The sequence below is a fragment of the Pseudoalteromonas sp. SG45-3 genome, from assembly GCF_014164075.1.
GTDB lineage: Bacteria > Pseudomonadota > Gammaproteobacteria > Enterobacterales > Alteromonadaceae > Pseudoalteromonas > Pseudoalteromonas distincta.
In genome coordinates this window covers 137,964-153,542 of sequence record NZ_JACJEN010000001.1, presented here as the reverse complement: position 1 = coordinate 153,542, position 15,579 = coordinate 137,964, and the positions used below count along the sequence as shown (strand labels likewise).

The following is a 15,579-nucleotide window of genomic DNA, read 5'->3' as shown; positions in this document are numbered from 1 at the left end:
GGTTACAACATGAACTTTAAATTAAAAACATCTATTAGCTTAATTGTAAGTAGCTTAGTGCTTAGTACATTAAGTGCGTGTAGCAATAGTAATATGGCTACAAATACGGCAGTAAAAAACACATCCGATAAAATAGTCATTAATAGTACTGAATTTGGTCCAACAGATAACATGCAAGGCTCACAAGCGGCATGGTTAAATAATAACAATTGGTTGCTAGCAAGCGAAAGCAAAGGCTTAGTGTTAGTTGAAAGTGAAACGCAACAAAGCCGCATTATAAAAAAAGGTAACTTTGAAGCGCTTGCTGTCACTAAGCTAACAGCACACTCATTTTTGGTTGCAACTATTGATAACAATCAAGATAACGTTGTTATATTTAAGCTTGAGCACACTCAAAGTGGCTGGGATACAATTGAACTAACCCGCATTAACCCACCACAAGCACAACCCGATACGGTGTGTTTATTTGCTAATAAAGCGAGTGAATCAATATCGGCATTTGTACCTGATGTACGCGGGCTAATTACCGAAACTATTATTTTTGATACAGCGAATAATAAAGCGGTTAACGTAAATGTACGTGAATTTTCTGGCGTTAGTGAGGCGTCGGGTTGTGCTGTAAGTACAACAACAAATACCTTATATGTAAGTGAAAGCGAAGTAGGCATTTGGGCAATAAACGCGAACGCGGAATCGCAAGCAGATAAAAAACCGATTGCTTTAGTCGCCCCCTTTGGAAAGTTAGACAGTGAACTAGGAGCTATTTCAGCTTCGCAAGATGGTATTATCTGGTTTACTAGTACCAAAAACAATACTGTGTATGCTTATGATCCAATTAGTAAAATGCTTAATAACTGGATGTTAAATGGTGACTTGAGCTTGGAATCGGTAGCGGTAAATTACACAAGTAACAACGCGGCAACGGCAGTGCTGTATAACGACGAAACAGGCGCTTATATTAAAAGTACACTACCTGTAGCACCTATCATAAAATCATTAAAAACCAGCCCCCAATCAATTACTCAAATAAAGGCAAGTGCACAAACTGCCCCCGTACAAGCGTTTGGTGATGCAGCAGACGATCCGGCAATTTGGGTTAACCCTAAAGATGCAGCAAACAGCTTAATTTTAGGCACCGATAAACGCCGTGGACTAATGGTATACAGCCTAAATGGCAAGCTTGAACAGTCACTTGAAGTTGGCCGTTTAAATAACGTAGACCTGCGACAAAATAGCACGATTAAAAACAGTACCAATACATTAATAACTGCCAGTAACCGAACGCTTAACGGTATTAGTGTATTTTCAGTACAAGCTAATAATAGTGTGAAGTACATTGCTGATATTCCTACCAATCTTGATGAAATTTATGGCTTATGTATGTACTCGTCAAATACGGGGAACTATGTATTTGTAAATGATAAATCGGGGCTATATCAGCAATATAAAATCAGTGAGAATAACGAAAAAATAACAGGCAAACTTGTTCGCGAGTTTAACCTACCAAGCCAACCAGAAGGCTGTAGTGCAGATGATGAACTAGGACAATTATTTGTAGGCGAAGAAGATGCCGGTATTTGGTTTATAGGTGCAGAGCCAACGGCAGGCAGTACACCGGTTATGCTGCAAGGTATAAATGAGCAACTTGTTGATGATGTTGAAGGTATGGAAATTTACCACAGCGACAAAACACGTTATTTAGTTGTTTCGAGCCAAGGTGATAACAGCTACGTACTGTATAAAATAAAGAATGGTACTGCGGGTATTAAAACACCTAGCTTAGAGTTTGCAGGTAAGTTTAATGTAATAAGTGATTTGGTTAATGGTATTGATGGCTCATCAGAAACCGACGGGTTAACAGTAACATCTAAGTCTCTTCCGGGTTATCCTGAAGGTATTTTAGTTGTACAAGATGGTTATAACCGTATGCCACAGCAGCCTCAAAACTTTAAAATAATAGATTGGCGAGAAGTAAAAAAAGCAATTAAGTAGTGCTTATTTAGTCGCCATTATTTTAATGTCGCATTGAGATTACCTTGAAATTGTATAAAAGGCTCATTTGAGCCTTTTATACAATTCTTTGCAGTTAAGTATTAAGTGTAATTAACTCAATGTAATATATATTTTTATACTACAATTTAAGCTCATAAATTAATTGAGATTATAATGCGCCTACTACTTACTTTATTACTAGTTACTTTAAGTGGCTTTGCTGTAGCAGAAGAAGAAAAAACAGAACTACCACCGGTAGACCCCACTTACAATGCTGAGCATCCTATGGCTTTGGTTAATCAAGGCTCATCTATAATTGTGATTAACTTACCTAGTTATAATTCTCCAGATGATGTGCAAGTTGTTTATAAAATAGGAAACCCCGATGTCGCACTCTTAAACTTTGTTAGAAATGCTGAGCTAATCACGGTTAAGCCACAAGCGTTTAATATTCAACATTTAATGCGTGGTGAAGAAATTAAGATTATTGCCGACATTTACGAGGGTGATTATCAACAAGGTGGTAGTTTAATTTACTCAAAAAAAGAGCTTGAACTGAGTAAGCAACTGTATGCCAGAGAGCTAAAAGATTTAAGTGAATCATCGCAATGGCAAGATTACGACATGATTAATCTAGGCGGTACTGAGCGTATTTATATTCATAAAATTCAACAAGCGCCGAGCTATAACCATCTTATTTTTGTTGATTTAGTTAATGCATGTATGCAAAAGCTTCGTACCTCAAAACGTGTCCCAGCTGAAAATGAGCTTACCTATAAATTTATTAACTGCGGCACGCTTAAACCACTTTATTACAATGCTGATCATTTTAGAAAGTAAAAGGGTGAGAATACTGATGTTCAATTATTTTAATATTTAGGTATAAAAAAAGGCCCTTTCGAGCCTTTGGATTAACTTTGGAATAGTTAAAAATTTTTAAATTAGGTAAGCGTTAATAGCTGTGGAACAACGCTATGATAGTCAACAGCCATAGCAATACTTAACGCTGTAATATTAATAATTGAAAATGCGAACACTTTACGTGCCCAGCTACTCATATCAATATTACGACGATAACCACGTAGCGCCATTAGCAACCACCAAAAGCTGGTAATACAAGCAACAGCCATAAAAGCAGCACCTGTGTAGCCAGTAATTGGCAGTAACATCACAACTAATGCGTATACAGCAATGTAAAGTACGATATGGCGTTTTGCTTTGTCGATACCTTGCGCTACTGGTAATACAGGAATACCTGCAGCTTGATAATCTTTAAAGCGAAAAATAGCAATAGCGTAAGAGTGCGGCATTTGCCACAAACTAAACATAACTAGCAGTATTAATGCGCCCATATCGAACTGCCCTGTTACGGCGCAGTAACCAACTACTGGCGGTACAGCGCCAGAGAGACTACCTACAAAAGTGCCATATACTGAGTTGCGTTTCATGTAGAGGCTATAAACCCCTACATAAATTACGTAGCCAAAGGCTGCAAAAAATACCGCGGCTTGAGTGGTGTAGGCGATAAGTAAACCAAAGCCCACAACACCCAATAAAATACCGTGACTAAGTGCAGCAAAGGCCGACATTTCGCCCGTTACTGTAACCCGCGTACGAGTACGCGCCATGGCCACATCTATGTCTCTATCTATAACATTATTGATAGCGCAACCTGATGCAACCACTAGCGACAAACCAATTAATGTGGCAATCATTAACCATGGGTCTATATCACCGCGCGAGGCAAGTAAAAACCCGCCCGCTACGCTGATCAAATTGCCCATAATAATACCCGGCTTTGTCACTGATAAATAACGACGAAACATCTTCAACTCCTAGTACATCATCATTGCGTTAGATTCATAAATGATCCAAACAGATAACCCAACAACCATTACGATGATCAGAGCACTGAATAGGAATGAAAAAGTACTTGCACGGCCATCTTCGGTGGTAAAATTAAGGTGTAAAAAGTATTTTAAATGCACCCAAATTTGTACGATTGCTAAAGTAACAATGCTCCAAAGCGTTGTTGCTTTTGAGAAGTCACCTTCCATTACCATGTAAAACGGTATAGCAGTTAAAATTACCGATAGCACAAAGCCAATTAAGTAAGTTTTAACACTGCCATGAGATTCATCATGATGATCACTTTGCGTTTGCTTTAACGCATGCGTTTCGCTGTGGCTCATTACATTGCTCCCATTAAATAAACAACGGTAAATACACAAATCCAGACAATGTCTAAGAAGTGCCAAAATAGGCTTAAGCAGCTTAAACGCGTTACGGTTGCTTTACCTAAGCCGCGTTTAGCAACTTCAATCATCATTATGGTCATCCAAATTAGACCCGCTGTTACATGTAAACCATGTAAGCCAACTAATGAGAAAAACGATGTTAAAAAGGCACTTTGTTGTGGACCATTGCCATGCACAATTAGGTGATGAAATTCGTATACTTCCATACCAATAAACACAGCACCTAAACAAAACGTAACAAATAACCAAGTCAGTGTTAGTGCCTTTTTTTGCCCTTGAGCGGCAATCATGGCAAAACCAAAAGTAATACTACTAATCAGTAGTGCTGCAGTTTCTACTGCTACAAAGTCGAGTTCAAAAATATCTTTACCCGATACGCCACCGGCTGTGTTCATAAATAACACAGCGTAAGTGGCAAAAAACGAGGCAAACAGTAGGCAATCGGTCATTAGGTATAACCAAAAACCAAATACGGTATCACCCGAAGTATCGTGGTGATCATGCGCGTGGGCATGATCATCGTGTGATACAGAGTCTAAATTTGCAGAAAGTGTACTCACGCTTTTAACTCCTTAACGCCACTTGAATTATATGCAGCTTCAATGCGTGCAATTTCATCAGGTTGTATATAGTAATCTACATCGCTGGTGTAACAACGTTTGATAAATATGGCAATTCCGCCTACTAGTCCAACAACAGCTAACCACCAAATATGCCAAATCATTGCAAAACAAAATACTGTTAAACTTGCTGCCATTAACACGCCAGCTGATGTGTTTTTAGGCATATGAATAGGGCTGTAGTTTGCTTTATCTTGATATGCTTGACCTTTTTCTTTCATATCGGTCCATGCATCAATATCATCAATATGTGGAATTGTTGCAAAGTTATAAATTTGCGGAGGTGAACTTGTAGCCCACTCAAGTGTGTGGCCGTTCCACGGATCGCCTGTTGTATCGTCAAGCGCTTCACGGTCTCTAAAGCTCACATATAATTGAATTACTTGGCTGATAATACCAAACATAATAATTACAGCACCGCCTGCGGCAATGTATAACCACATGTTCCAATCTGGGTTGTTAGTGTGGTTTAAGCGACGTGTCATACCTAAGAAACCAAGTACGTACAGCGGCATAAATGCTACGAAGAAACCAATAATCCAACACCAAAATGATGCTTTGCCCCATTTTTCATTAAGTTTAAAGCCCATTGCTTTAGGGAACCAAAATACAAAACCGGCCAGGTAACCAAACACAGCACCACCAATAATTGTGTTATGGAAATGTGCAATTAAGAATAAGCTGTTATGCAGTACATAATCGGCGCCAGGAATGGCAAGTAATACACCGGTCATACCGCCTACGGTAAAGGTAACCATAAAGCCAAGAGTCCAAAGTACCGGTACACTTATACGTAATCGACCTCGGTAAATAGTAAATAACCAGTTAAACAACTTAACCCCAGTTGGTACGGCAATAACCATAGTCATTACCCCAAAGAACGCGTTAACGTTAGCACTTGAGCCCATAGTAAAGAAGTGATGTAACCAAACAATAAAGCCTAAAATTGAGATTGCACCGCTGGCATAAACCATCGATTTGTAACCAAACAAACGTTTACCGGCAAAGGTCGAAATAATTTCAGAAAAAATACCAAACGCTGGTAATACTAATATGTATACCTCAGGGTGACCCCATGCCCAAAACAGGTTGATGTACATCATGGCGTTACCGCCCAATTCATTGGTAAAGAAGTGGAAGTCTAGATAACGGTCAAGCGTTAGCATTGCAAGTACAGCAGTTAAAATTGGGAATGATGCTGCAATTAAGATGTTTGCCCATGTACATGCCCATGTAAAAATTGGCATTTTCATTAGGGTCATACCTGGTGCACGCATTTTAAACACGGTTGCTAAAAAGTTTACGGCTGTTAGAAGTGTACCGAGCCCGGATATTTGCAAGGCCCAAATATAATAATCGACCCCCACCCCAGGGCTAAAGGTCAGCTCCGAAAGCGGCGGATATGCCACCCAACCTGTTTTTGCAAATTCACCAAATACAAGTGATAAGTTAATTAAAATTGCACCACTGGCTGTAAACCAAAAACTTAAATTATTTAAAAATGGAAAAGCAACATCGCGAGCACCAATTTGAAGTGGTAATACAATGTTCATTAGACCAATCATAAATGGCATTGCCATAAATATGATCATGATTACGCCGTGGGCAGTAAATATTTGGTCGTAGTGTTCTGGTGGTAAATAACCTGGCGCACCACTGGTAGCAAGTGCCAACTGCGCACGCATCATTATTGCATCAGAAAAACCACGAAACAGCATTATTAGTGCTAAAAGAATATACATTACGCCTAAGCGTTTGTGATCAACAGACGTGATCCAGTCGCGCCAAAGCACGCCCCATTTTTTATACTTTGTAATAAGCCCGGCAATAATAAGCCCAGCTATCGCAATAACCGACATCGTGAACACAAGAATTGGCTCATGAAACGGAATTGCGTCGAGTGAAAGATTACCTAATAACGACATTATTATTCCTCGCCTTGGCTGTGAGATGAAGGCATTGAGTGCTCACTCATTTCATGATGCTTTTTACTCATTTGCCCATGTTCGCCCAATGCATGGTGTTTTTTGTTCATATCGCCATGCGCCTGCATATACTTCATAACAATGGTATGAAATAAGCCGTCATCAACTTTTCCGTAATATGCTACTGGGTTATTTTCACTTGCTTTTGCAAGCTCAACATAATTTGCATGAGTCAGGTTATTAGCGCTTGAATTCGCTTTCACATCACTCACCCACTTATCAAAGTCTGCTTGAGTAGGTGTAGCAATGGCATTAAATTTCATGCCAGTGAAACCTGCGCCGCTGTAATTTGCTGAAAAGCCTTTAAACGTACCTGGCTCATTTGCAATTAAGTGAAGCTTGGTTTCCATCCCAGCCATTGAGTATATTTGACTACCCAATTGCGGAATAAAAAATGAATTCATTGTGCTCTCTGAGGTGATTTTATATTCAACAGGTACATTTGCTGGGAACACTAATTCATTAACCGTAGCAATACCTTGCTCAGGATATATAAATAGCCACTTCCAGTTTAGTGAAACCACTTCAACAGTAAGATGTTCACCTTTACCTTCAATGGGTTTATAGGGGTCTAAGTCTTGGGTAGACTGCCAGGTAATAACACCTAAAATGATTACAATAACAATAGGAACAGCCCAAACAACGGCTTCAATTTTATTTGAATGAGCCCATTTTGGAGCATAAATTTCTTGGTTTTGAGTGTCTCTATATTTCCAAGCGAAATACAAAGTCATCACAATAACGGGAACGACTACAAGCAACATAAGCACGGTTGCGATGATGATTAAATTTTTCTCATCAATGCCTATTTGCCCTTTTGGATCGAGTATCCCGCCTTTACAGCCTGACAACGCCAGCACTGTACTAGCTAAAGCAATATTACAAAGGTTACGAATTAACAAGGGAGTATCCTACAAACCTAGAGTTTCAATTTGCTGCTTAAAATAAAAACCAAAGCAACGATTTTTCAATAAAAACCCAAGTTAACTAGAATTAAATTATAAAAATAAGGGGGCTATTCAAAAAAACCTAAAGCTCATGCCATTAATGACCTAGCAACAAACCCAGCTTTCTAAACGCATTTATATAACGTAATAAAAGTTAACTTGGGTGAGTGGTGGTTGGCTGAAATGTGTTTAAAAAAACACGGAGCTACTTTGTTTTAGCTAACCTTAATTATTTACAGCAAGAACAAATAATTAAAACCAGCAACAAGATGCAGCGTTACAGGCAACCTGTAAAGCTAGGTGGAGCACGACAACCATGTGAAGAGATCACAGGCTGAAGAACTTTAGCCTCGCTAAAAGCAAAGGCTGCTTTACGGAGGATTATGCCAGCACGACGCGCTGGACAAATATGGAACAATAACCAACAAAGGCCAATAAGTAACTGACTTGATATGATCGGATGAGCTAAAAATTGCGCAAGATTAAGTAACAGTGGCTCTACAATAAACCCATCACTTAATAGCGCTTCAAGCTTGAAGGCATCCTCTAGTGCACCGCTTAGCAACATTACAGTATTAAACACTAATAAAGTTATAGCTACACACACGCCCTTGCCTGCTTTATTCAAGCGTTCACACGTCTGCGGCTCGCCAGAGGCAAGTTCCGTAGCTGTATGATGCAAAGAAAGTGTGTTCAAAGACATTAACCTACTAAAATGACTATAACAAAATTAGAGTAATACAGTTTGCAATGGAAAAATTTAAAAAACATTGCTGTTGTAAACCCTAAAACCAGGTGCTAAATACAATCAAATCCAGCTAGCACATATTTACCTAGCGAAAATTGATCCGTATCAACCAAACTTTCAAAACTTACTGAAAGTTCGAACGTGAGTATAACAAAGAGAATTTTCTGTTCAACTAAAAATCAATTAATTTGAGTTAAGCTTTCGAAGCTATTTTGTTAATAAAAAATAACACGATAAAAAACATTCGGTTAGCTAAAATAAAAAACGATTTAAAAAGAAATATTTAATAGGATTATAGGTTTTTAGGAGGGAGTAATAATTGTGTGGCACAAATAAAAACAGCCCAAATTCAGTCACCACCGAACTTGAGCCGCCTTTCACACTGACAACATCTTCACACACAATATAAAGATTCTTGGTTTACACTACGTGGCAATTGTAGGGAATAAAAACAACTCAAGCTAAGTCACCACCGAACTTGAGCTGCCTTTCACACTGACAACATCTTCACACACAATATAAAGATTTTTGGTTTACATTACGTGGCAATTGTAGGGAATAAAAACAACTCAAACTCGTTCTTTATGGAAGTGAATCCACCGAACTTGAGTTGCCTTTCACACTGACAACATCTTCACACACAATATAAAGATTTTTGGTTTACACTGCGTGGCAATTGTAGGGAATAAAAACAACTCAAACTCAGTCACCACCGAACTTGAGTTGCCTTTCACACTGACAACATCTTCACACACAATATAAAGATTCTTGGCTTACACTGCGTGGCAATTGTAGGGAATAAAAACAACTCAAACTCAGTCACCACCAAACTTGAGTTGCCTTTCACACTGACAACATCTTCACACACAATATAAAGATTCTTTTAAGCGAGGCTAACTTATGCCTCAAGCTTATGACGAGAGCCTTGCTCTTTGTCTATGGTTAAACTTTAGAGTGTTAGCTCCAATTTGACAAACGAGAAAAATAAACCTAATAGGTGAAAAAAACTAAACTATATACCTTTGTCTAATACATTTAGATTGGATTGCTTTGGAAGCTATGATGCGAAGGCGTTTTACAGGCACAAAAAAAGCGCTATAAAGCGCTTTTTAATATTTAAGACAGGCTTAAATAATTTGGTTTTCTTTCCAGGCTTGCTCTTTTGCTAAACGGTTTTTGCGTTTATCACATGGATCATCGCAATCACAGGCTTTATCAATACCAACCGAACCTAAACCACCACAGCTGCTTGCCATAGATTTTTTTTGCACGATCATACCAACGGCCATAGCCGAAACTATCAAAATTAGTAAGCCAAAAGTAAGAAGAAAAAGTGACATTGCTTAGCCCCTATTGATCAGCAATAAATTAAACTCAAATATTTTTGAGCGACTGCTATTATATACCCAAATAACACGGAAATAAACAAGTCAGCACCATACTATAAATAAGGCTTAAATGCTGGGCTTGAGTAGGTAACTAAACCCTCTTTTGATTTACCTATTAAATAAACCGGTAAATCATGTTGTTCAGCATAAGCTTGCGCTTTTTGCATCCCCATTACAGTAAGTGCCGTCGCTAAACCATCTGCCGTCATAGCGCTTGGATGAAGCACAGTTACCGACACTAAGTCGTGCTTAATAGGCATACCTGTTGCTGGATCAATTAAGTGGGTATAGATCTCGCCATCCATTTTATAAAAAATACGGTAATCACCCGATGTCGCTATACCACTTGTACCTGGCGATAAAACACGGTGTACCTTACGCTCTCCAGGTTGCGCATCTGGTTGCTCAATCGCGATTTTCCAATCCTGATTATTTGGCTTTTCACCAGCTATACGTAGCTCACCACCAATCTCAACCATGTAATTAGTAATGTCGTGGTTTTCTAATAACTGGGCAACTTTATCAATACCATAGCCCTTAGCTGTTGCCGAAAAAGAAAGCTCCAGTCCATTAACTGTTTTAGCCAACCCTTGCTCATTTAAGATAAGTTTATCAATGCCTATTTTTTCAACCATACTTGCAAGCTCTTCATCACTTGGGCGATTAGTTGGTTTTTTATCAGGCCCAAAGCCCCATAAATCAATTAAAGGCCCCATTGTTACGTCGAGTGTTTTAGTCGATTCACCCAAGCGAATAGACTCGCTTATAACAGCCCTAAAATCTTCGCTAATTGGCATGACTTGATTTGCAGGTAATCTGTTAAATGTATTTATTTCAGAGTCTTCTATGTAAGTAGACATAGATTGGTTCACATCTTTTAAAACAGCGTCTATTTGCAGCTGTAGTTGTGAAGCCGATAGCTGGGCTTGCTCATCATAATATTTAATATGATAAGTGGTACCCATAGTCTTACCTTCTAAAAAGGTTTCTTTTAACTCTGGCTTTTCACCACACCCAGACAATAATACAGTCAGTGTAATTAGTAAAAAGGCCATTATGCCCTGTGAAGTACTTACTCGATTCATAACAGCTCTACTTAATAGATTGATAAAATTAAAGAATAAAAAAAGCCTCGTAACACAAGTGCTACGAGGCTGGTATTTTAACCAAAACTAAACTGTTTTGGTATTAGTGTTAGCCACCGAAGTCATCTAGTAAGATATTTTCGTCTTCAACACCTAAATCTTTAAGCATAGTAATAACTGCCGCATTCATCATTGGAGGACCACACATGTAGTACTCACAATCTTCAGGCGCTTCGTGATCTTTAAGATAGTTCTCAAATAACACGTTATGGATAAAGCCAGTATAGCCTTCCCAGTTATCTTCAGGCTGTGGATCTGAAAGTGCTGTATGCCATACGAAGTTAGGATTTTCAGCGGCTAGGCCGTCAAAATCTTCTACGTAGAACATTTCACGCTCAGAACGTGCACCATACCAAAAACTCATCTTACGTTTAGAGTTCAAACGTTTAAGTTGGTCAAAGATATGAGAACGCATTGGCGCCATACCAGCACCACCACCAACAAATACCATTTCTGCGTCAGTGTCTTTAGCAAAGAACTCACCAAATGGGCCCGAAATAGTTACCTTGTCGCCTTCTTTAAGTGACCAAATGTACGAAGACATTTTACCACATGGCAAGCTAAGGTTTCTTGGAGGTGGAGCAGCAATACGCACGTTAAGCATAATGATGCCTTCTTCTTCTGGGTAGTTAGCCATTGAGTAAGCACGAATTGTTTCTTCGTCTACTTTTGACTCCAGATCGAAGAAACCAAAATGGTTCCAGTCGCCACGATACTCTTCAGGAACATCGAAATCTGCATATTTAACATGGTGAGGTGGGGCTTCGATTTGGATGTAACCACCCGCACGAAACGGCACTGACTCGCCATCTGGAATTTGCAGCTTAAGTTCTTTGATGAACGTTGCTTTGTTATCATTAGAGATAACTTCACAATCCCACTTCTTAACACCAAAAATTGACTCTTCAAGTTCAATTTCCATGTCATTTTTAACATTTACCTGACACGCTAAACGACAGCCTTCACGGGCTTCACCTTTAGATATGTGATCAAGCTCAGTTGGCAGAATATCACCACCACCTTCTTTAATGTGTACACGACACTGACCACAAGAGCCACCGCCACCACAAGCAGATGATACAAATATACCTGACTCAGATAGTGCGCCTAAGAGCTTACTACCTGCTGATGTTTTAATGGCTTTATCTGGGTCGCCATTAATGCCGATGATAATATCGCCACTTGCAACTAACTGAGATTTAGCACCAATGATGACTAAAACCAGTAGTACAACGATAGCGATAAAAACACCAACGCCTAAGAAAATCTGATAATCCATGATTTATCCTCGCTACCTTTACAGTGAAATACCAGAGAATGACATAAAGCCAAGTCCCATTAAACCAACAGTGATGAAGGTAATACCTAAACCACGTAAGCCGTCAGGTACGTCTGAGTATTTCAGTTTCTCACGGATACCTGCAAGTAATGTAATTGCAAGTGCCCAACCAACACCAGCGCCAATACCATAAACAACAGACTCGCCGAAGTTATAGTTACGCTCAACCATGAATGATACCGCACCAAATATTGCACAGTTAACTGTGATAAGTGGTAAGAAGATACCTAACGCGTTGTATAGTGCAGGGAAAAACTTATCTAATGCCATTTCAAGAATTTGCACAAGTGCTGCAATAACACCAATGAAAGTTAAGAAACGTAAAAAGCTAAGATCTGCATCTGGGTAACCTAACCAAGTTAGTGAACCAGGTGCAAGTACCGCATGATAAACCAAGTTGTTTACAGGCACAGAAATACCCAATACAACTATAACCGCTATGCCTAGGCCAATTGATGTAGTTACTTTTTTGGATACCGCTAAAAAAGTACACATGCCTAAGAAGAATGACAACGCTAAGTTCTCAATAAAAACGGCTTTTACAAATAAACTAATATAATGTTCCACTATTTGCCCCTTACGCTTTAGCTTCTACTTGGTCTTTCTTATAAGTACGCAGTACCCATATGAATAAACCAATGATGAAGAATGCACTCGGTGGTAAGATCAATAGACCCATAGGCTGATACCAACCGCCATCTTGTACTAATGGGATAATATCAACACCGAATAGTGAACCCTTACCAAATAGCTCACGAATGAAACCAACAGTAAGTAGTACTACAGAGTAACCTAAGCCGTTACCAATACCGTCAAGGAATGACATAAGTGGTGGCGACTTCATCGCGTATGCTTCAGCACGACCCATTACGATACAGTTAGTAATGATTAGACCAACGAATACAGAAAGCTCTTTTGCAGTAGCATAAGAAAATGCCTGTAATACTTGGTCAACAACGATTACCAATGATGCGATAATTGTCATTTGTACGATGATACGTACAGATGATGGGATCTGGTTACGAATAAGCGAGATAAAGAAGCTCGAAAACGCAGTTACAAGTGTCAATGCGATTGACATAATTAACGCATTTTTTAAGCTAGACGTTACCGCTAGCGCAGAACAAATACCAAGTACTTGTAGTGCGATTGGGTTGTTAGCTAAAACCGGACCGAATAGGACCGCCTTCATTTCTTTAGTATCAGCCATTATTTCAATGCTCCTTTACGTACTTTCGCAAGGAAAGGGCCAAAGCCATTTTCGCCAGTCCAAAAGTCAACTGCATGATCAACACCGTTAGACGTTAATGTAGCACCTGAAAGACCATCGATCTTATGCTCATCATTGCCCGCAGTACCTTTAACAATTTGAATTGGAAGTTCTTTACCTTCCCATGTAGCAGTCCACTGTGGATTTTGGATTTCGCCACCAAGACCTGGGGTTTCATTATGCTTGTAAAAGATAATGCCCTTAACTGTTTCACCATCGCTTTCAAGCGAGATAAAACCGTACATCAAGCCCCATAAGCCGTAGCCTTGGATAGGAAGAATGATTGCATCAACTGAGCCATCTTCTTTTTTAGAGATATACACCGGTGACTCTTTAGTCACACGTTGAATACCAGCAATATCTTTAACGCCTTTCTCTTGAAGAGAAACACTTAGCGCTGCATCATATTTGCTTTTTTCAAAGTCAAAGATTGTTGGGTCTGTATCTACAAACTCACCTGTAGTCATGTTTACAACGCGCGCTTCGATTTTTGCATCAAATGTTTCAAGAACATTTTCAACTTTGTCGATGCCCGCAGCAGCTAAGATATTGCTTTGAATATCTTTGTTTTTATTAGCTTGCTGTAAAGGACGAAGCTGTACAGAAGCAAACGATACAATGATTGCACACACTAAACATAGTGCTACAACAACTGATAACGTTTTGCCGATTGATTCGTTATTACTAGACATTACGTGCCAACCTCCGCTTAATATTAGCTTGCACTACAAAGTGATCGAACAGTGGAGCGAACAAGTTAGCAAATAAGATTGCTAGCATCATGCCTTCTGGGAAAGCAGGATTCACAACACGTATCATAACCACCATAAAGCCAATTAGTAGACCATATGCTAATTTACCTTTGTCAGTAAATGCAGCTGATACAGGGTCAGTAGCCATAAAGAACATACCAAACGCAAAGCCACCAAGTACGAAATGCCAATACCAAGGCATTGCAAATACAGGGTTAGTTTCTGAGCCAACAGCATTTAATAAAAATGCAGTTGCTACCATACCTAGGAATACACCTAGTACGATGCGCCAAGAAGCGATACGAACGTAAATTAAGAACAAACCACCTACTAATAATGCAAGTGTAGATGTTTCACCTACAGAACCTTGAATGAAACCATAAAACGCATTCCACCATAATTCCATGTTTGCAAAGTCAAGTGTGCCAGCAAATGCTTGGCCTAGCATAGTTGCACCAGAGAAGGAATCTACTGCTGTCCATACTGTGTCACCTGAGATTTGAGCTGGGTATGCAAAGAATAAAAATGCACGACCGGCTAAAGCAGGGTTTAAGAAGTTACGGCCAGTACCACCAAAGATTTCTTTAGCGATTACTACACCAAACGTAATACCTAACGCAACTTGCCATAAAGGAATAGTTGCTGGCAAAATAAGTGCGAATAATACAGAAGTAACGAAGAAACCTTCGTTAATTTCATGCTTACGCACTGAAGCAAATATAACTTCCCAGAAACCACCTACTGCAAATGTTACAGCGTAGATAGGTAAGAAGAAACATGCTCCATAGAACATCTTAGCGCCCCAGCCTGCATCAGCGGTTAACTCGCCACCGAATAACTGGAACAAACCAACTTGCCACGTGTTTGCTAGTTCAAAACCTTGTGCTAAAGCACCAGCGGCCTGATGACCGATATTGAACATACCAAAAAACATAGCTGGGAACGTCGCCATCCACACTAAAATCATCATACGTTTTAGGTCGATGTTATCGCGTACGTGTGTCGCGCCTTTATTTACGTAGCCTGGTGTATAAAAAATAGTTGCAGCTGCTTCATACAGTGCATAAAACTTTTCATATTTACCACCGGCTTCAAAATTCGGCTCGATATCTTCTAGATATTTTTTTAAACCCAT

General features: G+C 39.3%; 15 protein-coding genes. 2 read left to right on the top strand and 13 right to left on the bottom strand.

The features are described 5' to 3' along the window. Positions 1–9 precede the first annotated feature (9 nt). Both H5126_RS00685 and H5126_RS00680 read left to right on the top strand, forming a co-directional pair. Complete coding sequence (locus H5126_RS00685) at positions 10–1,992, top strand: phytase (protein ID WP_182720693.1); 1,983 nt, start codon at positions 10–12, stop codon at positions 1,990–1,992. Between the two features lie 174 nt (positions 1,993–2,166). Continuing rightward, positions 2,167–2,832: a hypothetical protein gene (locus H5126_RS00680; RefSeq protein WP_182720694.1), complete on the top strand. Its 666-nt coding sequence runs from the start codon at positions 2,167–2,169 to the stop codon at positions 2,830–2,832. Positions 2,833–2,933: 101 nt separating this feature from the next. Here H5126_RS00680 and cyoE read toward each other — a convergent pair whose 3' ends face one another. The 13 genes from cyoE to H5126_RS00615 form a co-directional block, all read right to left on the bottom strand. Beyond that, on the bottom strand, positions 2,934–3,818 hold the full coding sequence (gene cyoE / locus H5126_RS00675) for a heme o synthase (RefSeq protein ID WP_182720695.1): 885 nt from the start codon (positions 3,816–3,818) through the stop codon (positions 2,934–2,936). A gap of 9 nt (positions 3,819–3,827) precedes the next feature. Continuing rightward, complete coding sequence (gene cyoD, locus H5126_RS00670) at positions 3,828–4,184, bottom strand: cytochrome o ubiquinol oxidase subunit IV (protein WP_002958101.1); 357 nt, start codon at positions 4,182–4,184, stop codon at positions 3,828–3,830. Beyond that, entirely contained in the window at positions 4,184–4,810 is a 627-nt protein-coding gene (gene cyoC / locus H5126_RS00665; protein WP_002958100.1) for a cytochrome o ubiquinol oxidase subunit III, read from the bottom strand. The genes cyoD and cyoC overlap by 1 nt, the downstream gene beginning before the upstream one ends. Then, positions 4,807–6,795: a cytochrome o ubiquinol oxidase subunit I gene (cyoB, locus tag H5126_RS00660; protein ID WP_024596558.1), complete on the bottom strand. Its 1,989-nt coding sequence runs from the start codon at positions 6,793–6,795 to the stop codon at positions 4,807–4,809. Before cyoB ends, cyoC begins: the two co-directional genes overlap by 4 nt. Positions 6,796–6,797: 2 nt before the next feature. After that, complete coding sequence (gene cyoA / locus H5126_RS00655) at positions 6,798–7,757, bottom strand: ubiquinol oxidase subunit II (protein ID WP_165723814.1); 960 nt, start codon at positions 7,755–7,757, stop codon at positions 6,798–6,800. Between the two features lie 322 nt (positions 7,758–8,079). Beyond that, positions 8,080–8,499: a hypothetical protein gene (locus H5126_RS00650; RefSeq protein ID WP_002958097.1), complete on the bottom strand. Its 420-nt coding sequence runs from the start codon at positions 8,497–8,499 to the stop codon at positions 8,080–8,082. 1,178 nt (positions 8,500–9,677) lie between these two features. After that, positions 9,678–9,890 carry a (Na+)-NQR maturation NqrM gene (nqrM, locus tag H5126_RS00645; RefSeq protein ID WP_007376137.1) on the bottom strand — a complete coding sequence of 71 codons (213 nt, stop codon included), beginning with the start codon at positions 9,888–9,890 and terminating at the stop codon, positions 9,678–9,680. Between the two features lie 101 nt (positions 9,891–9,991). Further along, positions 9,992–11,023, bottom strand: a complete 1,032-nt coding sequence (locus H5126_RS00640) for an FAD:protein FMN transferase (protein WP_182721331.1) — start codon at positions 11,021–11,023, stop codon at positions 9,992–9,994. Positions 11,024–11,132: 109 nt separating this feature from the next. Next, a complete protein-coding gene (nqrF, locus tag H5126_RS00635; protein WP_002958895.1) occupies positions 11,133–12,362 on the bottom strand; it encodes an NADH:ubiquinone reductase (Na(+)-transporting) subunit F in 1,230 nt (409 codons plus the stop codon). Between the two features lie 18 nt (positions 12,363–12,380). Next, positions 12,381–12,989 carry an NADH:ubiquinone reductase (Na(+)-transporting) subunit E gene (nqrE, locus tag H5126_RS00630; protein WP_002958896.1) on the bottom strand — a complete coding sequence of 203 codons (609 nt, stop codon included), beginning with the start codon at positions 12,987–12,989 and terminating at the stop codon, positions 12,381–12,383. 10 nt (positions 12,990–12,999) lie between these two features. Next, positions 13,000–13,632 (bottom strand): NADH:ubiquinone reductase (Na(+)-transporting) subunit D, encoded by a 633-nt coding sequence (locus tag H5126_RS00625; protein ID WP_002958897.1) that lies wholly within the window; start codon positions 13,630–13,632, stop codon positions 13,000–13,002. Beyond that, positions 13,632–14,384 carry a Na(+)-translocating NADH-quinone reductase subunit C gene (locus H5126_RS00620; protein ID WP_002958898.1) on the bottom strand — a complete coding sequence of 251 codons (753 nt, stop codon included), beginning with the start codon at positions 14,382–14,384 and terminating at the stop codon, positions 13,632–13,634. Before H5126_RS00620 ends, H5126_RS00625 begins: the two co-directional genes overlap by 1 nt. Beyond that, a complete protein-coding gene (locus H5126_RS00615; RefSeq protein ID WP_002958899.1) occupies positions 14,377–15,579 on the bottom strand; it encodes an NADH:ubiquinone reductase (Na(+)-transporting) subunit B in 1,203 nt (400 codons plus the stop codon). The genes H5126_RS00620 and H5126_RS00615 overlap by 8 nt, the downstream gene beginning before the upstream one ends.

Excerpts from the sequence above, each read along its gene's own strand:
- H5126_RS00685 (WP_182720693.1), top strand. The coding sequence starts at position 10 with ATGAACTTTAAATTAAAAACATCTATTAGCTTAATTGTAAGTAGCTTA.
- H5126_RS00680 (WP_182720694.1), top strand. The coding sequence starts at position 2,167 with ATGCGCCTACTACTTACTTTATTACTAGTTACTTTAAGTGGCTTTGCT.
- cyoE (WP_182720695.1), bottom strand. The coding sequence starts at position 3,818 with ATGTTTCGTCGTTATTTATCAGTGACAAAGCCGGGTATTATTATGGGC.
- cyoD (WP_002958101.1), bottom strand. The coding sequence starts at position 4,184 with ATGAGCCACAGCGAAACGCATGCGTTAAAGCAAACGCAAAGTGATCAT.
- cyoB (WP_024596558.1), bottom strand. The coding sequence starts at position 6,795 with ATGTCGTTATTAGGTAATCTTTCACTCGACGCAATTCCGTTTCATGAG.
- nqrM (WP_007376137.1), bottom strand. The coding sequence starts at position 9,890 with ATGTCACTTTTTCTTCTTACTTTTGGCTTACTAATTTTGATAGTTTCG.
- H5126_RS00640 (WP_182721331.1), bottom strand. The coding sequence starts at position 11,023 with ATGAATCGAGTAAGTACTTCACAGGGCATAATGGCCTTTTTACTAATT.
- nqrF (WP_002958895.1), bottom strand. The coding sequence starts at position 12,362 with ATGGATTATCAGATTTTCTTAGGCGTTGGTGTTTTTATCGCTATCGTT.
- H5126_RS00625 (WP_002958897.1), bottom strand. The coding sequence starts at position 13,632 with ATGGCTGATACTAAAGAAATGAAGGCGGTCCTATTCGGTCCGGTTTTA.
- H5126_RS00620 (WP_002958898.1), bottom strand. The coding sequence starts at position 14,384 with ATGTCTAGTAATAACGAATCAATCGGCAAAACGTTATCAGTTGTTGTA.
- H5126_RS00615 (WP_002958899.1), bottom strand. The coding sequence starts at position 15,579 with ATGGGTTTAAAAAAATATCTAGAAGATATCGAGCCGAATTTTGAAGCC.